Below are 20,510 nucleotides of genomic sequence, written 5' to 3'. Positions count from 1 at the left end.
GCCGTCCCGCGGTTCCCGCAGGTAGACTGGCACGGTCCCAGACCCGACGAGACGCGAGGAGTTCGCACGTGGCGGACGCCAAGAGCAAGAGCCCCAGTGAATACGGTGCATCCTCGATCACCGTCCTCGAGGGGCTCGAGGCCGTCCGGATGCGTCCGGGCATGTACATCGGCTCGACCGGCCCCCGGGGTCTGCACCACCTGATCTGGGAGGTCGTCGACAACTCGATCGACGAGGCCATGGCGGGCTACGCGAGCGGCGTCCAGGTCACGCTGCTCGAGGACGGCGGAGTCGAGGTCATCGACGACGGCCGCGGCATCCCCGTGGAGATGCACGAACAGGGCATGCCGACCGTCCAGGTGGTCATGACCCAGCTGCACGCGGGCGGCAAGTTCGACTCGGACTCCTACGCGGTCTCCGGCGGACTGCACGGTGTCGGCATCTCGGTGGTCAACGCGTTGTCGACGCGCGTCGAGGTGCAGATCAAGCGCGACGGGCGGCTGTGGCTCCAGGACTTCGATATGGCGGTGCCGGCCGAGCTCGTCGACGCCGGCCCGGCGGAGGGAACCGGAACGCGGACCCGTTTCTGGGCGGATCCCTCGATCTTCGAGACCACCGAGTACGACTTCGACCTGGTGGCCCGCCGCCTCCAGGAGATGGCGTTCCTCAACAAGGGCCTGACCATCACGCTCATCGACCGGCGCGCCCGTGCGCAGCAGGCGGCGGAACTCGACGCCATCGCGGACAGCGAGGGCGCCGGGGGCGACTCGGGCCCGGGCTCGGATGAGGCGTCGGATGTCGAGAACGCGGTCGACGCGGAGAAGGCGTTCACCGAGGGCGCCGAGGCGGCTGCTGCGGGCGAGGCGGAGGTCGAGGCCGAGTCGGCCAAGGTCCGCGAGCGCAAGCGCACCTTCCACTACCCGGACGGGCTGAAGGACTACGTCACCGCGATCAACAAGTCCAAGACGTCGATCCACCCGACGATCCTCTACTTCGAGGGCAAGGGCACCGGCCACGAGGTCGAGGTCGCGATGCAGTGGAACTCCGGCTACTCGGAGTCGGTCCACACGTTCGCCAACACCATCAACACCCACGAGGGCGGCACCCACGAGGAGGGCTTCCGCGCGGCGCTGACCTCACTGGTCAACAAGTACGCTCGCGACAAGAAGCTGCTGAAGGAGAAGGACCCCAACCTCACGGGTGACGACATCCGTGAGGGCCTGGCCGCGGTGCTGTCCGCCAAGATCGCCGACCCGCAGTTCGAGGGGCAGACCAAGACCAAGCTCGGCAACACCGAGGTCAAGGGTTTCGTGCAGCGTCAGGTCGCCGAGCACGTGGGGCACTGGTTCGAGGCCAACCCGGCGGAGGCCAAGACGATCGTCAACAAGGCGATCGCCTCGAGTCAGGCCCGCGTCGCCGCGCGCAAGGCCCGCGAGATGGTGCGTCGCAAGTCCGCCACCGACATCGGCGGCCTGCCCGGCAAGCTCGCCGACTGCCGCTCCAAGGATCCGTCCAAGTCCGAGCTGTACATCGTGGAGGGCGACTCCGCCGGCGGCTCGGCCAAGTCGGGCCGGGACTCGATGTTCCAGGCGATCCTGCCGCTGCGCGGAAAGATCATCAACGTCGAGAAGTCGCGGATCGACAAGGTCCTCAAGAACGCCGAGGTCCAGGCCATCATCACGGCCCTGGGCACCGGCATCCACGAGGAATTCGACATCGAGAAGCTGCGCTATCACAAGATCGTGCTCATGGCCGATGCCGACGTCGACGGCCAGCACATCGCGACGCTGCTGCTCACGCTGATCTTCCGGTTCATGAAGCCGCTCGTCGAGAACGGCCACGTCTACCTGGCGCGGCCGCCGCTGTACAAGCTCAAGTGGGGCAAGGGCGAGCCGGACTTCGCCTACTCGGACCGCGAGCGCGACGAGCTGCTCAAGATCGGTCTCGAGAACAAGCGCAAGATCAACGTCGACGACGGCATCCAGCGCTACAAGGGTCTGGGCGAGATGAACCCCAAGGAGCTGTGGGAGACCACCATGGATCCGACGGTGCGCACGCTGAGCCTGGTCACGCTCGACGACGCGGCCGCCGCGGACGAGCTGTTCTCGATTCTCATGGGCGAGGACGTGGACGCGCGACGCAGCTTCATCACCCGCAACGCCCGCGACGTCCGCTTCCTGGACGTCTGACGCCGCGACCCCCGGTCAGGGCCACCGTGTCGACGTGGCCTGATCCGGGGTGGGAGTCAGAAGGCGCCGCAGTCGTTCGGGGCGGGGAGCCCGGCGAGCCGGTCATGGACGAACTGCAGCGCCAACGGGAAGTTGGTCACCGCCGCGGCGGCGTGGGTGACCCCCGCGACCGGCGGCGTCGTCTCGTGATGCAAGTGCACGGTCGCACCCTGCGCACACCAGTCGCGACCCAACTGCTCGACCTGGCCGAGGGGGATGATGTCGTCATTGACCCCGCCCGCCAGCATTACCGGTACCGAGGGCACCGCATTGCCGATGCGCTGGTGATCGAGTACGGCCAGCGCAGCCGGCTCCTCACGGATGACCTCGCCCAGGCGGTGCCCGGTGGACGTCCACTCGTCGGTGGTCCGGCCCGCGTAGGTCGACCGCAGATCGAGGGTGCACAACCCGGAGATGTCGTCCAGTGCCGCCCGGCCGCCGTCGTTGATGTTGCGCTCGATCACGTCGCGCAGCGACGGGTAGCGGTCCACCATCCCGTTGATCGCGAATCCGATCGCGCCGGTGAGGGTGGAGCCGTCGATATGATCGAGTACCGCGAGCAGGTCCGCCGGCGGCGCCGAGGCGTACGCGGCCCGCAGATCGACGTCCGGGGCGTAGTCCGGCGCGAGTTCGGCGGCCGCGGCCGAAGCACCGCCGCCCTGGGAGTGACCCCAGAACACCACGGGCGCCTCGCCCGCCAGGGATCGCGCCGCGCGGGCGCCGTCGAGCATGGCGTGCGCCTGTTCGACACGGTCGGAGTACGTGTGGACCCCCGGCGTGCCGAGACCGATGTAGTCGATGACCATCACCCGGAACCCCTGGGACGCGAGTGCGAGGGCGAACGCCTCCTCGTATGACGGGACGGCGCCGCCGGTCTGCGGGTTGACGCTCACCGCGGACTCGATGTTCCGGGATGGCGCACATGCATCGCCCTGCCCCTGGGTCCCCGGCCCGATCACCACCGTCGGCCGCGGCCCGGCGCCCGTCCACGGGCCGGTGGAGTCGTACAGCGCCGCCGAGGTCGCGACGGGCGCGCCGTGGACGTCGGCGGTCTGGTAGATCAGCCGCTGCGCGACGGCCGGCAGTGGCGAGGCCAGCGGAGGGAGCCCGGGGACATCGACGGTCAGCGGCAACGAGGTGGGCTCAGTGCGCAGCACCGTGCCGGGGTCGGCTGCGGGAAGTCCGGAGGTGTCGTAGAGACCGCCGGGCTGATCGAACTGCTCTCCGGGCGTGGCCGCGGTCGCTGCCGGCGTTGTCGTCGTCATCACGGCGGGCAACGCCGCCACGCACAGGGCGAGGGACGCCGCCACGGTGACCCCCGCGCGGCGCCGGCGGCGGACCGGATTCGAGTGCTGGCTCATGCCCGGATGCTAGGACCGTCAACACCGCGCGGCAGGAGATCGAGGATATAGAGGACAGTGCCGCGTGCCCGTACGTGCTGTTTCCGCAGGACCTATAGACTGGACCGGTCGAAGTGACGCTTCCATGCGCCGCTTCGGAAGCGAGACGAAGAGGAGCCCATGACGGACACCACGCTGCCGCCCGAAGCCGGGGGACACGACCGCATCGAGCCGGTCGACATCCAGGCCGAGATGCAGAGAAGCTACATCGACTACTCGATGAGCGTCATCGTCGGGCGCGCGTTGCCGGACGTGCGGGACGGCCTCAAGCCCGTGCACCGCCGCATCCTCTACGCGATGTGGGACAACGGCTACCGCCCGGACCGCAGTTACGTGAAGTCGGCCAAGCCGGTCGCCGACACGATGGGTAACTTCCACCCGCACGGCGACTCGGCGATCTACGACACGCTGGTGCGCCTCGCCCAGCCGTGGGCGATGCGTTATCCGATGGTCGACGGCCAGGGCAACTTCGGTTCCCGCGGCAACGACGGCGCAGCCGCCATGCGTTACACCGAGTGCAAGATGACCCCGCTCGCCATGGAGATGGTGCGGGACATCGAGAAGAACACGGTCGACTTCCAGCCGAACTACGACGGCAAGACGCAGGAACCCGTGGTCCTGCCGTCCCGTGTTCCGAGCCTGTTGATCAACGGCTCGAGCGGTATCGCCGTGGGTATGGCCACCAAGATGCCGCCGCACAACCTGCGCGAGGTCGCGGAAGCGGTCTACTGGGTGCTCGAGCATCCTGACGCCACCGAGGAGGAGTCGCTCGAGGCGTGCATGGCGCGCATCAAGGGCCCGGACTTCCCGACCGCCGGGTTCATCGTGGGTGACCAGGGGATCAAGGACGCCTACCGCACCGGACGCGGCTCGATCCGCATGCGGGGCAAGACCTCCATCGAGGAGGAGGGCAGCCGCACGGTCATCGTGATCACCGAGCTGCCGTACGAGGTCAACCCGGACAACATGATCCTGTCGATCGCGGAGCAGCTGCGCGACGGCAAGATCGCCGGCATCTCCAAGATCGACGACGAGTCCTCGGACCGCGTCGGCCTGCGCATCGTCATCACGCTCAAGCGGGACGCCGTCGCGAAGGTCGTCCTCAACAACCTGTACAAGCATTCGCAGCTGCAGACGTCGTTCGGCGCCAACATGCTCTCGATCGTCGAGGGTGTCCCGCGGACCCTGCCCATCGACCAGCTGGTGCGCCTGTACGTCACGCACCAGATCGAAGTGATCGTCCGCCGCACCCAGTACCTGCTGGACGAGGCCGAGAAGCGGGCCCACATCCTGCGCGGTCTGGTCAAGGCACTCGACGCGCTGGACGAGGTCATCGCCCTGATCCGCCGGTCCGAGACCGTCGACATCGCGCGCCAGGGCCTCAAGGACCTCCTGGACATCGACGACGACCAGGCGCAGGCGATCCTCGACATGCAGCTGCGCCGCCTCGCGGCGCTCGAGCGGCAGAAGATCATCGACCAGCTCGCGTCCATCGAGCTCGAGATCGCGGACTACAAGGACATCCTCGCCCGGCCCGAGCGCCAGCGCGCGATCGTCGGCGACGAGCTCCGCGAGATCGTCGAGAAGTACGGCGACGACCGCCGGACGGTCATCATCCCGGCCGACGGCGACGTGCGCGACGAGGACCTCATCGCCCGCGAGGACGTGGTGGTCACGATCACCGAGACCGGGTACGCCAAGCGGACCCGCACCGACCTGTACCGCGCCCAGAAGCGCGGCGGCAAGGGCGTGCGCGGTGCTGAGCTGAAGCAGGACGACATCGTCCGCCACTTCTTCGTCTCCTCGACGCACGACTGGCTGCTGTTCTTCACCACCAAGGGCCGCGTCTACCGGATCAAGGCGTACGAGCTGCCCGAGGCCAACCGCACCGCGCGCGGCCAGCACGTGGCCAACCTGCTGGCGTTCCAGCCGGAGGAGCGGATCGCCAGCGTCATCCGGATCAGGGGCTACCAGGACGCTCCGTACCTGGTCCTGTCCACGCGGAACGGTCTGGTCAAGAAGTCGCGTCTCGAGGACTATGACTCCCCGCGCTCGGGAGGCCTCATCGCCGTCAACCTGCGTGATGGCGACGAGCTCGTCGGCGCGGCGCTCGCCGGCCCCGACGACGACCTGCTGCTGGTCTCGGAGAAGGGCCAGTCGATCCGCTTCCACGCCAACGACGACACGCTGCGCCCGATGGGCCGCGCCACGTCCGGTGTCATGGGCATGCGGTTCAACGACGGCGATGCGCTGCTGAGCATGTCCGTCGTGCGGGCCGACACCTCGGACCAGGAGAAGTACTTCCTCCTGGTGGCCACCGAGCGCGGCTACTCCAAGCGCACCGCGCTGAACGAGTACACGGCGCAGGGGCGCGGCGGCAAGGGCGTGCTCACGCTCATGTTCGATCCCAAGCGCGGCAAGCTCGTCGGTGCGACGATCGTGGAGCTGCAGGACGAGCTGTACGCCATCACCTCCAGCGGTGGCGTGATCCGTACGTTCGCCAAGCAGGTCCGCAAGGCGGGTCGCCAGACCAAGGGCGTGCGCCTGATGAACCTGGCCGAGGGCGACGCGTTGCTGGCCATCGCCCGTAACGCCGACGAGCCCGACGAAGAGGACCGGTCCGAGGCCGAGTCCGTCGAGGAGGCGTAAGCCATGACCGAGCCGACCGATCCGGCCGCCAGCGGCCCCACACCGAAGGGGTCCGCCCCGGCGCCCGGTTACGGTGCCTCGGGGGGTACCTCTGCCACCGCGTCATCGGCCGGGTCGACGGCCTCGACTCCGGCGGCTTCGTCGTCGTCGGCCCCGTCATCGGACGCACCGGCGGCCGCCCCGACCGATACGACCCCGAGCAGTGCGGAAACCACCCGGTTCCCCGCAGCCACGCAGCACCGCGCCGAGGGCGGGTTCGGCGGGGTCTCCACGGCTCCCTCCGGGGGCGCCGCCGGACGCGCCGCGCCGATCATCTCGCCGACGGACCGCCGCGGCCCGCTCGAGTCGGTCCTGGTGCTGCGCAGGATCGATCCGTGGTCCGCGTTCACCACGGTTCTGGGCCTGATGTTCGCGCTCTACCTCGTGTGGATGGTCGCGATCGGCGTGACGTACCTGCTGCTGTCCGGCATGGGCGTCTGGGATCGCCTCGGTGGGCTGCTGTCCGGTGTCGCGGGCGACGAGTCGGCGTCGGTCATCGGGCCGTCGACGATTTTCCTCTACAGCGGTGGAGTCGGCCTGCTCAACGTGCTGCTGCTGTCGATCCTGTGCACGCTGGCCGTGTTCATCTACAACCTCGCCGCCGGCCTGACCGGGGGAGGCGTGCAGGTGACGCTCGCCGACCGGCGGAACTGACCGTCGCGGATCGCGACGGTACCGCCGGAACGATGCAGGTCGGCGGCCGATTTGGGGTAATGCGAGCGCGTCGGGTAGATTAATCCATCGGTACGAGGGCCTATAGCTCAGGTGGTTAGAGCGCCAAACTGATAATTTGGAGGTCGGAGGTTCAAGTCCTCCTAGGCCCACTCCGACAGGCAGACGCCGGATCCGCAAAGCCGGGTCCGGCGTTTATGCTTGGAGGTACGCATCGGCCACCTCGCCGATGTGCGGGGCCTTAGCTCAGTTGGTAGAGCGCTGCCTTTGCAAGGCAGATGTCAGGGGTTCGAATCCCCTAGGCTCCACTGAAGTCAGACGTGTCGCCCATGTCCCATGCCAGGCACACAGTTCGCACGCCGCCCCCTTCCGGCGGAGAGGCAGACCGTGGAAACGACCCCTCGACCCTCGTGGCGCCCCTTCGTCCTGATCGCCCTCGTGGTGACCGTGGCGCTGGCCTCCAGCGCGACCCCCACCCCGCTCTACGTCGACTATCAACAGGCGTGGGGCACCAGCGGCACCATGATCACGGTCGTCTACGCCGTGTACGCCCTGGCCGTGCTGATCCCGCTGCTGTTTCTCGGCAGGCTCTCCGACGCGGTAGGACGCCGGCCGGTCATCCTCACCGGGCTCGTACTGCTGGCGGTGAGCATGGCGGTTCTCGCCGTCGCGCCGAACGTGGGCTGGCTCATCGCGGCCCGTATCACACAGGGCGTGTCGGTCGGGCTGATCACCGGCCCCGCCGCGGCAGCGCTGATCGAGCTCCACCCACGCCGTGATTCCCGGATCGGCGCCCTCACCAGCAGCTCCACCACGAACTTCGGCATCGCCGGCGGCGTTCTCCTCTCGGGCGCGGTGGCCACGGCGTCGTCGTCGCCCCTGACCCTCCCGTACCAGGTGATCGCGGCGGCGACCCTGGCCCTGCTCGCCGCGGTCTCGGCGTTCGTGCCGGAGACCGCCGGCGGTTCCTCGACCGTGCGCGAGGCGTTGCGGCTGCGGCCGCCGACCGTGCCGGCGCGGATGCGGTCGACGTTCGCGCTGGCGGCGATCTGCGTGATCGTCTCGTGGTCGGTCGGGGGCGTGTTCCTGGGGCTCGGCGGGGCCATCGCCCGCGACCTGCTGGGCCGATCCGACTACCTGGTCACCGGACTGGTCGTGGCGGCGCTCCAGGGCGCCGCGGGCGTCGCGCAGTTGGTGTGGAACCTGCGCGCGGGGCCGGACCAGTGGCGGCGCGGCATGACCGTCGGGGTGGCGCTGCTGCTGCCGGGGCTCGTCGTGGCCTCGCTCTCGCTGGAGTGGCGCACGGTGCCGGTATTCCTGCTCGCGGCCCTTCTCACCGGACTGGGGATGGGCCTGCTGTTCCTCATCGGCACCACGCTCGTGGCGCAGAGCGCTCCCGCCGAGGCCCGGGGGCAGGTGTTCGCCGCGCTGTACCTCGTGGCGTACACCGCGCTCGGGGTGCCCGCCGTGCTCGCGGCGCTGGCCGCAGAGCAGATCGGACTGATCCCGGCGTATCACCTGCTGGCGGCGATCGTCGGTGCGACCGGTCTCGTGGCACTGGCGGTGGTGGCCGTACGAGGTCGCGGGTGCTGACGCTACTGCGCGACGGGGGCCGCGGAGGCGCGTCGCAGGAAGGCGGCTCCGAGGAAGCCCAGGGCGAGGAACGCCGCGGCCACGAGCATCGCCCAGCGGCTGGCGTCGGCGAACCCGTGGGCCAGCGCGTCCACGGCCGCGGCCGTGTGGTCCCCGAGCGGGCTGGCGTCACCGTGGTCGCGGAGCACACCGATGGTGCTGCCGGCGGACTGACGAGTCGACTCCGCGAGCTGGTCGGCCGGGCCGCCGGCCAGGCCCGCGTTCTCGAGGGCCGCGGGAAGCGTCCGCGCCAACGAGATGGACAGGGCGGCGCCCGCGAAGGCGGTGCCGAGCGCCGAGCCGATCTGCCGGACCGTGCTCTGCGTGGCCGAGCCCTGCCCGGAGATGGCCACCGGCACGTCACGGAGTACCGTCCCCGTGAGCTGGGCGGAGGCCAGGCCCAGGCCCAGGCCGTACACGGTCAGCGGGATCGCGACCAGCCAGGCGTGGGTGTCGTCGCGGATGAGCAGCACGAGGGCCAGGACACCGATCAATTCCAGTCCCAGCCCGATGAGCACGGTCCCCGGGGAGCCGAACCTGGCGGCCAGATGACGGGCCGAGGCACCGGACAGGAACGCGCCGAACGCCATCGCGGCCAGCACCAGGCCCGCGCTGATCACCTCGAGACCGAGCACGTTGACGAGGTAGAGCGGCAGGATGAACAGGAGGGCGAACTCGCCGACGGCCACCGTGCCGGCGGTGAGGTTGCCCCACGAGAAGGTCCGGAGGGAGAACAGCGACAGGTCCAGTAGGGCGGACCGGTGGACCTTCTCGCGGTGGCGTTCCCACAGGACGAACAGTGTCAGGGCAACCGCGGCTATCGCGAGGGCGATCGGGGTCGCCGAGACGGGGGCGCCGGCCGGCCACGTGAGGCCGAACAGGGACAGATCGGCCTTCGGCGTCCACCAGCCCAGGTCGGGGCCCTCGATCACGGCGAACACCAGGGCGCCGAACCCGATCGCGCTGAGCAGTGCGCCGTCGACGTCCACTCCGGGGCGGGTCTTCTCCCCGCGCGTCTCGGGGACCGTGACGATCACCGCGACGAACAGAATCGCGCCCAGCGGGAGGTTGACGAGGAAGATCCAGTGCCACGAGGCCCACTGGGTCAGCGCGCCGCCGAGCAGCGGCCCGATCGCCGCGGCGCCGGAGATCACCGCCCCCCACACCCCGAACGCCGCGGCCCGGTACCGGCCGCGGAACAGTGTGTTCACCGACGAGAGGGTGGCGGGCATGATGAACGCCGCGCCGACCGCCTGCACCGCGCGGGCGGCGAGTAGCGGGCCCGCCGACGAGGCGGCCGCCGCCAGCAGGCTGCCGCCGACGAACACCACGATGCCGGCCAGGACGAGGCGCCGCCTACCGAGCCGGTCGGCGAGGGTGCCCGTCGAGAGCAGGAGGGCGGCGAGCAGGACGGCATAGAGGCTGTTGACCCACTGCGCGTCGGTCAGGTCGAGGTTCAGGTCGAGGATGATCGTGGGCAGTGCCACGCCGACGATCGTGCCATCCAGCACGATCAGTCCGAGGGCGATCGAGAGCATGGCCAGCCCGGCCCAGTCTCGGCGCGAGGGGGCGGCTACGTCCGCGACGTCATCCGGGCGCGTCGATTCGGGGGTGATCGCGCCGTCCCCGCCAGGGGCATGCTTGGTCATGACCTCATCTCATCATGTAGACAACGCGTTCACATCGTGAAAGAGGAGGATGCGTGCCTCAATCGAAAGGTTGAGGCCCCGGGGCGGGGCGGCAGGGCTGGTCGAGCCGGGCCGTCAGTTGCTCAGCGACTGGGCCGCGGCCACCATCCCGACGGCGGCCAGTCCGGTACGCAGCCGGTCCGAGGCCATCAGTGCGGCGATCCGCGGCCGGGTGATCTGCTCCTGCGCGATGCTCGCGTGCAGCGGCACCACACCGGCGGTGATGACCGGGCCGGCGAGGCTGCTCGCGCAGGCCACCGCCGTGGCGACCCGCCCGGTGCGCTCCCCGGACCGCACGGACCCGTACGTCGCCCAGACGGCCGCACCCAACGAGGTGGCATAGAGTGTCAGCGCGACCGGCGCGATGCGTCGGGCGTGGTCGGACTGCCGTTCCGCGATGCCGTGCGTGGTGCCGTCGAACAGCTGGGGGTACACCACGGAGCTGACGATGGACTGGAACCCGAGCGTGATGGCCGAGGTGGTGAGCAGTGCGAGGCGGCCCGCACGCAGGGCCGGATCGGACGCGGGCCGACGACGCTTCATGCCCGCCAGGCTACCCCTCCCGTGACCGTGCCAGGAGCTGACGGCCCTCGCCGTCGTCGGTCACCGCGCGTGCGGTGCGCAGCACGACCCGCCATCCGCGGTCGGGCTCGTCCACCGGGCCGCGACGCTCGAGCTCCCACCTGCTGGCGGTGACCCGCAGCACCGTGTAGCGGCCCGGTCGCGAGGACCGCACGACGAGCTGGGTGTATCCGGTGGCCACGGCACGGTCGCCGCTGAGCAGCACCACCGGCAGGCTCGGGACATGCCCGCAGCCGTGGGCGATCAGTCCCTGGTGGGCCTCGCCGTTGACCATCTCCCTGAGGCCGTCGTGGCCGTCCAGGCGGCCGGTGTCGACGTCGTACACGCCGTCGGAGGTCCACAGTTCGGCTACGCCCTCGGCGTCGCCGGAGTCGACGCGGGGTGAGTAGGAGCCGAGGATCCGCAGGATCGCCAGCTCGTCCTCGGCGGCGGCCAGGCGGCCTTCGGTCTGGTCGATCCGGGCCTCGACGGAGGCGAGCCGAGCGTCGAGGGCATCCAGGCCGGGGGTGTCGGAGGGAGAAGTCATGTCTTCCATATTAAAGCGCCGTCTCAATCGGTGAACACGTTATAGTTTTCCCCATGACGGACACTAATTCGGACACCAGTCCATCGATCGTCACGGCCGATGTCGTGGTGGTGGGGATGGGGATCGCCGGAGCGTGCGCGGCCATCGAGGCGGCGGAGACCGGCTCGACGGTGATCGTGCTGGAGGGCGCCTCCGGGCCGGGCGGCTCGTCCGCGCAGTCCGGCGGCGAGGTCTACCTGGGCGGCGGCACCGCCACCCAGCAGGCGCTGGGCATCTCCGACACGGTGGAGGACATGCGCGCGTTCCTCGCCGCGGCGCTCGGCCCGAACGCCGACGAGGCCAAGATCGAGGCCTACTGCACCGGCGCCGTCGAGCACCACGACTGGCTCGTGGCGCACGGCGCGGTGTTCAACCACAAGCTGTGGGACACCCCCACCTGGATGCCGGGCGACGACTCGGGACTGATGTGGATGGGTGAGCGCGCCGAGCCGTACGCCTCGGTCGCGAAGCCCGCCGCGCGCGGCCACCGCCCGCCCGGCCCCAACTTCGCCGGCAACCTCCTCATGGACGCGCTCGTGGCCACCGCCGAGAAGGCCGGGGTCACCCTCCAGTGCGACATCAAGGCCCGTTCGCTGATCGTTTCCGGCGACAAGGTGGTGGGCGTGCGCGCCACCGAGTTCGGTGTGGAGCGCGAGTACCGCGCCACCCGTGGCGTCGTGCTGGCCACCGGCGGTTTTGTGGACAACGAGCGAATGATCGAGCAGTGGGCGCCCCAGCAGTTGGGCAAGGACGCGGTCTCCGACGGCCGTGACGACGGCTCGGGGATCGAGATGGGCATGGAGATCGGCGCCGCGGTGCGCCGTATGCACCAGACCGAGACCGCGATGCTCATCATTCCGCGCCTGGTCGTGGGCGCGATGCTCGTCGACGGCGACGGCCAGCGCTTCATCAACGAGGAGGTCTACCCGGGCCTGTACTGCCACGCCGCCGTACATCATCGCCGGCCGCCGGTCTGGGTGATCATCGACGAGAAGGGCATCGAGGACGTCCCCGAGTCCGAGCTGTGGGGGATGCAGCCCATGCACGCCGCGGAGACCATCGAGGAGCTGGCCGCGGACTGCGGCCTGCCCGCCGACGCGCTGGCCGACCAGCTCCGCCGCTACAACGCCGGCGCCGAGCGCGGCGAGGATCCGCAGTTCGGTAAGAGCGCGGGCTGGATGCGGCCGCTCGAGCCGCCGTTCGGCGCGTACCCCACCGGCGCCGGCGGTCCGGACAGCTTCAACGGCCTGCCGCTCAAGGCGCAGGGCTTCACGCTCGGCGGCCTGCACACCGATCTGGACGCGCGGGTGCTCGACCGCGCCGGCGAGCCGATCCCGGGCCTGTTCGCGGCCGGTCGCTGCACGCACGGCCTGCACGGCGACGGTTACATCTCGGGTACGTCGCTGGGCGACGGCTCGTTCTTCGGCCGCCGCGCCGGTCGCGGGGCGGCCGCGTGCTCGTGAACGAGGTCGACGGGGGCGCGGCGGGCGTGGCCGCCCCGGGTGGAGCCCCGACGCCCGGCGCCGTGCGCAGGGCACGCCCCGAGGTCGACCTGGGCCCCCTGGATCCGGCGCGTGGTGCCGGGGCGCCCGTGGATCGTGCCGACGACGACGAGGCCGGCCTCTTCGCCCTGGTCGAGCAGGTGCGTCGGATCCGTGCCCTGACCACCGGCGGGATCTTCGACACCGACCTGGGTCCCCTCACCGAGCGACTCCGCGGGGTGGCCGACGAGTTGGAGGCCGCGTCGGCGACACCGCAGCACAGGTTGGAGACCATGTGGTCGAACCGCCGCTACATGACCAACTGCCCGGTGGTCGGACGCGCGAACCTGCTCGCCCTGCCGGCGGAGTACGAACTCCTCGAGGACGGCACGCTGCGCGCCGAGCTGACCCTCGGAATCGAGTATCAGGGCCCGCCCGGCCGCGTGCACGGCGGAATCGTCTCGCTGCTGTTCGACGCGGTCCTGGGTCGGGCGAACCATCACGCGGGCACCACCGGGATGACCATGTACCTGGACATCGACTACCGGGGCGCCACCCCGCTCCTTGAGCCCATCGTGGTGACCGGCCGGCCCGTGCGAGTGGAGGGCCGTAAGGTGTGGGCGCAGGGGGCGATCCACGCGGGCGACCGTCTGTGCGCCACCGCGGAGGGGCTGTTCGTGAGGCCCGAGGGCTGGGTTCGGGACGGCGGACACTGACCGCCCGAGTAGATTCGGTCGCGTGACCGCCAGAGACGACGCCGAACAGAACCAGGTCGGCACGGCCGATCCCGCCGCCGCGAGCAGTGAGGGGATACCGCTCCTGCCCCGGGACGAGACCCCCTCCGGGTCCACGGAGCTCGCTCGCGAACTGCGGCGTCTCCGCGGCCTGGTCGCGGGTTCGGTGTACGAGGATGTCCATGACGTGGTCCGGACGGTCCGTGAGCTGGCCGATCATCTGGAGGCTGTGGGGAAGCCGGTCCGTCCGAAGGATTACGGAACTTGGGGCACGCCCGAGCACATCGGTGCCAACCCGGCGATCGGTCAGCGCAACCCGGTCTCACCGCCGCTGGAGCCCGTGGTGTTCCCCGACGCGACCGTGCGCGCCGACCTGGAGCTCGGCATCGAGTACCAGGGCCCTCCGGGCTGCGTGCACGGCGGGATCGTGGCGCTGCTGTTCGACGAGATGCTCGGGCTGGCCAACGCCGCGTCCAAGAGCGTCGGTATGACCGCGCACCTGCGTATCACCTACTCCTCGCCCACGCCGCTCTACGCGCCGCTGCGGTTCGAGGCCCGGCAGAACCGAGTGGAGGGCCGGAAGATCTGGGCAAGCGCGACCCTGCACGCCGGTGACACGCTGTGCGCCAGCGCCGAGGGCCTGTTCGTCGAGCCCCGAGGCATCCGGGACGACGAGCGCAGCCGACCCATCGAGGGCTGACTGCACGCGCGCCGGCCTGCGCGTGTGCCGGCCTGCGCGACACCTGACCCCCGCCGTCGTAAGCGTGTTCCGCACAGGCCCTCTCGGCTGATATGGGCGGAACCCGCTTATCGACGGGGGCGCGGGGTGGCTACTCCCCGCGCAGCGCCTTCATGCGCTTGTGGGCGCCGGCCACGATGCGACCGCGGTTGACGCCGGAGGAGAACTCGACGCCCTTCTCGTTGCCCTCGCCACCGCAGACGTGGACCGGGCCGTTTCCGATGGAGGCGATGACCTCGTCGGCCACCTCGTGCGGCTCGCTCACGGTCATTCCGGGCAGGTCCATGTCCAGGCCCGCGCGGATCATGGCGGGAGTGCGGGTGACGCCGAGGATGACCTCGACGACATCGACACCGTGCTCACGCATCTCGAGCCAGAGGCCCTCGACGAAGACGCGGCTGAAGGCCTTGGCGGCGGAGTAGATGCTCATGTCGGCGTGACCGAGGTAGCCGGCCATGGAGCCCATCACCACGATGCCGCCCTTGCCGCGGGCCTTCAGTCCGGGGCCGAAGCGGCGGATGATCTGCATCGGCGAGGAGATGTTGAGGTCGATGACCTTCTGCACCTGTGCCATGTCGGACTCGACGAACTCGGCACCGTAGGTGTTGGCGCCGGCGTTGAGTACGAGCAGGCCCAGATCTAGGCCCTCGCAGGCGGCGGCGATCTTGTCGGTCGAGTCGGCCTCGGTCAGGTCCGCGGAGACGACACGGCACTCGACACCCTTGGCGCGGACGGCCTCGGCGGTCTCCTCGAGGGCTGCGAGCTTGCGGGCGACCAGGACGGAGGAGACGCCCTGATCGGCGAGGCGGAACGCGATCTCGGCGCCCACGCCCTCGCTACCGCCAACGACAAGGGCCCACGGGCCGTAGGTAGATGGATCGAAAGTCTTCGGATTGACAGGTGTCGACATACTCTCAGAGTATGACGACTGACAGCGATCGGCCAGGTTTCGGTGGAGTACCCCTGCCGGGGTTGAAGGCGGACGAGGTGTTCTCGTTCGACGAGGCGCGCAAGCTCCTGGGGGATTCGTTCGATCCGCTCCCCGTTCCGGCCCTCCCACCAGCGGATCCCGAACTCGACCGGGTCGTGTCCGAGCTGCGCAGGCTGCGGGAGGCCACCGCAGGGCTCGCCCACTCCGAGGTCGAGCTCGGCGACATCGCTGATCGTCTCGCCGAGGTGGCCGACCTGCTCGAACCGCGCGTGCCCAGCCCTGCCGATCGGCTCGCGAACATGTGGACGGGCGCCGGTACCCGTCGTTCGAACCCGGTGTCCGGGCCGGAGAACCCGCTCGCGCCGCCCGTGGACTTCGTGGGCTGCGACGACGGCTCGGTCACGGCGACGGTCACGCTCGGTCCCGTCTACCAGGGTCCCCCCGGTTGCGTGCACGGTGGCATGAGCGCGCTGATCATCGACCACATGATGGGGCTGGCCAACCACTGGGGCGGCCGCTTCGGCATGACCGCCCACTACGAGCTCGACTACCGGTCGCCGACGCCGCTGCTGGTGCCGCTGACCTTCCGGTGCTGGGTGCACGAGACCGAGGGTCGCAAGACGTGGACGCACGGCACGATCCACGCCGGTGACCGACTGTGTGTGGAGGCTCGTGGCCTGTTCCTCGAGGCCAGCGTGCCGGTGCCCGGCCAGCCGGGATCCCGCTCGACCGTCGCTGACGGCAGCGAGTAGGCCTCAGGCCTGCAGGTCCAGGTGGACGACCTCCCGCAGGTAGGGCGCGATCACCTCGGTCAGGCCGCTGGCGAGCTGGTCGGGATCCTCGGGCGGCAGCGAGATGAAGCTGATGCCGATGCGCGCGATGATCGAGGCGGCGAGCCTCGCCTGCTCGGGCGCGATCTGCATCCAGCTCTGGGACAGCGCCGGGGTCAGGACCTCGGTGGCCCGCTCGATGAGCGGGCCCGCCTCGGTGGTGATGATCCGCAGCAACTCCGGCTTGATGTCGCCGGTGAGCAGCGCACGGATGAGGGGATCGCGGCTGCTGGAGAGCAGGAAGCCGTTGATCCCCTCGCTCAGCGCCGTCTCGATCTCACCCGGGTTGCGGTTGATCGAGTCGCGGATCTCCCCGGCGAACCGCTCCGACAGCTGGAGCGCGTAGGCCTGCGCCAGCCCCTGCCTGTTGCCGAATGTGCTGTAGAGGGTCTGGCGGCTCAGACCGGCGGCCTTGGCCACGTCCGACATGGTCACGGCCGACCAGTCGCGATTCTCCAATAGGCCGTGCATCGCGTCGAACACCGTGGAACGTAACGACCGACGCTCCGGGCGGTCCCCGGCGGGGGAGCGGCTGGCAGTGGTCGAGCGGTGACGCGGCATGGTGACCATTGTTCCCGATGCGCGCGCGTCGCGTGGGCGGGGACCGTGTGACGAACAGAACTACTAGGCGACGGGCCGGAAGTCGATCTTGTCGCGGACCCCGCAGTCCGAGCAGCTCCACGAGTCGGGGATGGCGGACCAGGGGGTGCCTGGCGGGAAGCCCTCGCGGGGCAGGCCGGCAGCCTCCGAGTAGTGGTTTCCGCAGTTGGGGCAGACGTACTCTCCGGTCGCGGAGTGCTGGTCCCCGGCGATGTCGGCGTCCACGATGACCTGCTCCGCGGCCGAGGCCTCGGCGTTGCCACGGTCCGTGGCGGACGCGGCCGGCGCGACCGTCGAACCCTCGGCGGGGGTGGCGGCGTGGCGGGCGAGGATCTTGTCCCGCTTGGACGGCTGGATGTTGGCGCGGGTGATGTCGCCGTCATAGTGCGCGAGGACGCGCTTGTCCATGACCCTGCGCCACAGCGGCGGGATGTACGCCACGACCATCATCGCCGCGTAACCGGACGGCAGCTGCGGGGCCTCGTGGAAGCTGCGCAACACCTGGTAGCGGCGCATCGGGTTGGCGTGATGATCGGAGTGACGCTGCAGGTGGTAGAGGAAGATGTTCGTGACCAGGTGGTCGGAGTTCCACGAGTGCTCGGGGCGGCAGCGCTGATAGCGGCTGGCCGAGGTCTTCTGGCGCAGCAGCCCGTAGTGCTCGAGGTAGTTGACGACCTCCAGCAACGAGAAGCCGAAGACCGCCTGCACGAGCAGCCACGGGGCCACCTGCCAGCCGAACACCGCGATGAGCGCGCCGTACAGCACGACGGTCATGAGCCAGGCGTTGAGATTGTCGTTACGGAGGGTCCACGGGCCCTTGCCCATGCGGCCCAGCCGCTCCTTCTCGAGCGCCCACGCGGACCGCGCCGAACCCACGACGCTGCGCGGCAGGAAGGTCCAGAACGACTCGCCGAATCGCGAGCTGGCGGGATCCTCGGGGGTGGCGACGCGAGCGTGGTGTCCGCGGTTGTGCTCGATGAAGAAGTGACCGTAGCCGGTGGTGGCGAGCGCGATCTTGGACAGCCACTTCTCGCTGCCGGAGATCTTGTGGCCGAGCTCGTGCGCGGTGTTGATACCGATGCCGCCGGTGATCGCGACCGTCCACGCCACGCCGATCGACGCGGCGATGCCGAGCCCGCCGTCGTACCCGAGCCACGACAGGTCGTCGGCGCTCCACAGGTAGCAGGCCAGGATCAGCGCGCCGTACTGGAAGGGGAGGTACAGGTAGGTGCACCAGCGGTAGTACGGGTCGGCCTCGAGCCGCTCCATCACCTCGTCAGGCGGGTTCTCGCCGTCGACTCCGACGCGATAGTCACCCCACGGCACGGCCACGTAGACGAGGAACGGCAGCAGGTACCACGCGATGGTGGCCGCCACGCCCCAGCCGAGCGCGTTGAAGCCGGCCACCAGCGGTAGCGAGAGGAACAGCCCGGCGGCGGGGATGAGGCCGAGCAGCCACAGGTACCGCTTGGCATCGGTCCACGCGTACGGCTCCACCGCGGCGTCGTCGTGGTGCGCGTGGCCGTGCGCGTCGTTGTGTGTGTGGCCGTGGGGACCAGCGCTCTGGTCGTCATGACGGTCGGCGCCGTCCCCTCCGGCGGGTCGGATGTACTCGGTGCTCGACATGGCTGACGACCTTCCCCAGACTCACGACGGTGTGGCATACGCCACTCTGATGCCTCAACTTTAGACAAATTGCCGGGCGATGTCTAGACACACAAGGGTTCTTTGTCCAAAGAGTTCTCGCGGTATGACGACGACGAGGGCCTCGGCCACCCGCGCGAGCCGGAATATCTGAACCGCTGACCTGGTTGTACGTGCAGGTCGTCGGATCAGTCATCCGACCCGGAAGGAGTGGTCCGACGTGACGATGCAACAAGCAGCGATGCGCACTCTGATGCGGGCCGAGAACAACAACATCAAGCTCGACCGGAGCGTCTTCACGAGGGAGAACTTCCGCAGAATCGGTCAGTTCGCCCGGCCGCACACCAGGCTGATCGTCGTCTTCCTGGTGCTCTCGGTCTTCGGGGCCTCGCTCGCGGTCCTCACCCCGCTGCTCGCGGGACGCGTGGTGACCGCGATCGTGGACCACCAGTCGGTCCGGATTGTGATCGGCCTCGCGGTGGCGATCGCAGCAATCGGCGTGATCGAGGCCGTGACCTCGGTGTTCACGCGGCTGTGGTCGGCGCGGATCGGTGAGGGCTTGATCCTGGATCTGCGGCGCTCGGTCTTCGACCACGTGCAGACCATGCCGATCGCCTTCTTCATGCGCACCCGCACCGGCGCCCTGGTCAGTCGCCTGAACAACGACGTCATGGGCGCACAGCGCGCGTTCTCCGACACGCTGTCCGGCGTCGTGTCCAACCTCGTCCAGCTGGTGCTGACGCTCATCGTGATGGCCGGCATCAACTGGCAGCTCACGGTCCTGTCCGTACTGCTGTTGCCGATCTTCCTGTTCCCGGCCCGGTACGTCGGACGTCGCCTGGCCACACTGCGTCGCGAGGCCGCGGACCTCAACGCGTCGATGAACGACCAGATGACCGAGCGTTTCAACGCCGGCGGTGCCACCCTGGTCAAGCTGTTCGGCCGGCCTCACGCCGAGTCGGCGGAGTTCGCCGCTCGCGCCGGGCGCGTCCGCGGTATCGGGGTGCGCACCGCGCTGCTCATGAGTGTGTTCATGAACTCGCTGACCCTCGTCTCCACGCTCGCGCTGGCGCTGGTCTACGGCCTGGGCGGCTGGTTCGCACTCAACGGCGGCCTGGACGCCGGCTCGGTCGTGGCACTGGCGCTGCTGCTCACCCGGCTCTACGGTCCGCTCACCGCACTGGCCAACGCGCCCATGGACATCGTCACTGCGATCGTCAGCTTCGAGCGCGTCTTCGAGGTGCTGGACCTGAAGCCACTGCTGTCCGACGCCCCCGACGCCGTGGACGTCCCCGGGGGGCCGGCCACCATCGAGTTCGACGACGTCCGCTTCTCCTACCCCTCCGCGGACAAGGTCTCACTGGCCTCGCTCGAGGAGGTCGCCGTCCTGGACTCCCGCGGCGGCCAGGAGGTGCTCCACGGGATCTCCTTCCGCGCCGAGCCCGGCCAGATGGTGGCCCTCGTCGGCTCCTCCGGGGCGGGCAAATCCACCATCGCCTCGCTGCTGCCGCGGCTCTATGACGTGGATTCCGGCGCGGTCCGGGTGTCCGGTCTGGACGTGCGAGAGGTCACCTCGTCGTCGTTGCGTCGAGCGGTGGGCATGGTCACCCAGGACGGCCACCTCTTCCACGACACGATCCGCGCCAACCTCGCGTTCGCGCGCCCGGAGGTCACCGACGACGTGGTCTGGGACGCGCTGCGGCGCGCGCGACTCGAGGACCTCGTCCGCGCGCTCCCCGACGGCCTGGACACGGTGATCGGCGATCGCGGTTACCGGCTGTCCGGCGGCGAGCGGCAGCGCCTGACCATCGCCCGGCTGCTCCTGGCTGCGCCGGCGGTGGTGGTGCTCGACGAGGCCACGAGCGCGCTCGACTCGACCAACGAGTCCGCGGTGCAGGAGGCGCTCGGCGAGGCCATGGTGGACCGCACCTCGCTGGTGATCGCGCACCGGCTGTCCACCGTGCGGGCCGCCGACCGGATCCTCGTGCTGGAGGCCGGTCGCGTGGTGGAGTCCGGCACTCACGCCGAACTCCTCGCCGCGGGTGGCCGCTACACCGAGCTCTACGAGACCCAGTTCGCCGACCAGGAATAGGCCG

General features: G+C 69.8%; 16 protein-coding genes and 2 tRNA genes. 11 read left to right on the top strand and 7 right to left on the bottom strand.

What is annotated here, in order from left to right; translation table 11 throughout:
- The first annotated feature begins 68 nt into the window (after window positions 1–68).
- On the top strand, window positions 69–2,189 hold the full coding sequence (gene gyrB, locus K3888_RS07615) for a DNA topoisomerase (ATP-hydrolyzing) subunit B (protein ID WP_230929653.1): 2,121 nt from the start codon (window positions 69–71) through the stop codon (window positions 2,187–2,189).
- Window positions 2,190–2,245: 56 nt separating this feature from the next.
- On the opposite strand, the gene K3888_RS07610 is transcribed toward gyrB, so the two are convergent.
- Window positions 2,246–3,589, bottom strand: coding sequence for an alpha/beta fold hydrolase (locus K3888_RS07610; RefSeq protein WP_230929652.1), 1,344 nt, complete (start codon window positions 3,587–3,589; stop codon window positions 2,246–2,248).
- A 159-nt stretch (window positions 3,590–3,748) separates the two neighbouring features.
- On the opposite strand from K3888_RS07610, the gene gyrA reads away from it, so the two are divergent.
- The 5 genes from gyrA (at window position 3,749) to K3888_RS07585 (ending at window position 8,581) form a co-directional block, all read left to right on the top strand.
- Window positions 3,749–6,277 carry a DNA gyrase subunit A gene (gene gyrA, locus K3888_RS07605; protein ID WP_230929651.1) on the top strand — a complete coding sequence of 843 codons (2,529 nt, stop codon included), beginning with the start codon at window positions 3,749–3,751 and terminating at the stop codon, window positions 6,275–6,277.
- Between the two features lie 3 nt (window positions 6,278–6,280).
- A complete protein-coding gene (locus tag K3888_RS07600) occupies window positions 6,281–6,970 on the top strand; it encodes a DUF3566 domain-containing protein (protein WP_230929650.1) in 690 nt (229 codons plus the stop codon).
- Window positions 6,971–7,066: 96 nt separating this feature from the next.
- Window positions 7,067–7,140, top strand: a tRNA-Ile gene (locus tag K3888_RS07595).
- A gap of 83 nt (window positions 7,141–7,223) precedes the next feature.
- Window positions 7,224–7,296: transfer RNA gene (locus K3888_RS07590), tRNA-Ala, on the top strand.
- Window positions 7,297–7,375: 79 nt separating this feature from the next.
- Complete coding sequence (locus K3888_RS07585; protein WP_230929649.1) at window positions 7,376–8,581, top strand: MFS transporter; 1,206 nt, start codon at window positions 7,376–7,378, stop codon at window positions 8,579–8,581.
- 2 nt (window positions 8,582–8,583) lie between these two features.
- Here K3888_RS07585 and K3888_RS07580 read toward each other — a convergent pair whose 3' ends face one another.
- The 3 genes from K3888_RS07580 to K3888_RS07570 all read right to left on the bottom strand — a co-directional run bounded on the left by K3888_RS07580 (window position 8,584) and on the right by K3888_RS07570 (window position 11,416).
- Complete coding sequence (locus K3888_RS07580) at window positions 8,584–10,269, bottom strand: MFS transporter (RefSeq protein WP_230929648.1); 1,686 nt, start codon at window positions 10,267–10,269, stop codon at window positions 8,584–8,586.
- Window positions 10,270–10,383: 114 nt separating this feature from the next.
- Complete coding sequence (locus K3888_RS07575) at window positions 10,384–10,851, bottom strand: hypothetical protein (protein ID WP_230929647.1); 468 nt, start codon at window positions 10,849–10,851, stop codon at window positions 10,384–10,386.
- A gap of 10 nt (window positions 10,852–10,861) precedes the next feature.
- On the bottom strand, window positions 10,862–11,416 hold the full coding sequence (locus tag K3888_RS07570) for a nuclear transport factor 2 family protein (RefSeq protein ID WP_230929646.1): 555 nt from the start codon (window positions 11,414–11,416) through the stop codon (window positions 10,862–10,864).
- Window positions 11,417–11,469: 53 nt separating this feature from the next.
- Here K3888_RS07570 and K3888_RS07565 point away from each other — a divergent pair, with 53 nt between their 5' ends.
- Genes K3888_RS07565 through K3888_RS17830 form a run of 3 tightly spaced genes read left to right on the top strand, consistent with a single transcriptional unit; the run spans window position 11,470 to window position 14,370 of the window.
- Window positions 11,470–12,918, top strand: coding sequence for an FAD-dependent oxidoreductase (locus tag K3888_RS07565; RefSeq protein ID WP_230929645.1), 1,449 nt, complete (start codon window positions 11,470–11,472; stop codon window positions 12,916–12,918).
- The gene (locus tag K3888_RS07560; RefSeq protein WP_230929644.1) at window positions 12,909–13,652 is read left to right on the top strand and encodes a PaaI family thioesterase; all 744 of its coding nucleotides are present in this window, start codon (window positions 12,909–12,911) and stop codon (window positions 13,650–13,652) included. Before K3888_RS07565 ends, K3888_RS07560 begins: the two co-directional genes overlap by 10 nt.
- Before the next feature lie 22 nt (window positions 13,653–13,674).
- A complete protein-coding gene (locus tag K3888_RS17830) occupies window positions 13,675–14,370 on the top strand; it encodes a PaaI family thioesterase (RefSeq protein WP_230929643.1) in 696 nt (231 codons plus the stop codon).
- Between the two features lie 130 nt (window positions 14,371–14,500).
- Here the strand turns inward: K3888_RS17830 and K3888_RS07550 are convergent, their stop codons facing one another.
- Complete coding sequence (locus K3888_RS07550; protein ID WP_230929642.1) at window positions 14,501–15,319, bottom strand: SDR family NAD(P)-dependent oxidoreductase; 819 nt, start codon at window positions 15,317–15,319, stop codon at window positions 14,501–14,503.
- A gap of 11 nt (window positions 15,320–15,330) precedes the next feature.
- Between K3888_RS07550 and K3888_RS07545 the strand changes: the two genes are divergently transcribed.
- Complete coding sequence (locus K3888_RS07545; protein WP_230929641.1) at window positions 15,331–16,092, top strand: PaaI family thioesterase; 762 nt, start codon at window positions 15,331–15,333, stop codon at window positions 16,090–16,092.
- A 3-nt stretch (window positions 16,093–16,095) separates the two neighbouring features.
- Here the strand turns inward: K3888_RS07545 and K3888_RS07540 are convergent, their stop codons facing one another.
- Entirely contained in the window at window positions 16,096–16,731 is a 636-nt protein-coding gene (locus tag K3888_RS07540; RefSeq protein ID WP_230929640.1) for a TetR/AcrR family transcriptional regulator, read from the bottom strand.
- Between the two features lie 63 nt (window positions 16,732–16,794).
- Window positions 16,795–18,396: a fatty acid desaturase gene (locus tag K3888_RS07535; protein WP_230929639.1), complete on the bottom strand. Its 1,602-nt coding sequence runs from the start codon at window positions 18,394–18,396 to the stop codon at window positions 16,795–16,797.
- Between the two features lie 244 nt (window positions 18,397–18,640).
- On the opposite strand from K3888_RS07535, the gene K3888_RS07530 reads away from it, so the two are divergent.
- Window positions 18,641–20,506, top strand: a complete 1,866-nt coding sequence (locus K3888_RS07530) for an ABC transporter ATP-binding protein (protein WP_372459549.1) — start codon at window positions 18,641–18,643, stop codon at window positions 20,504–20,506.
- Window positions 20,507–20,510 lie beyond the last annotated feature (4 nt).

The sequence above is a fragment of the Dietzia aurantiaca genome (assembly GCF_021033825.1).
Classification (GTDB): Bacteria; Actinomycetota; Actinomycetes; order Mycobacteriales; family Mycobacteriaceae; genus Dietzia; species Dietzia aurantiaca.
Note: the sequence above shows the minus strand (reverse complement) of the source record. Positions and strands in the feature narration are given on the sequence as shown.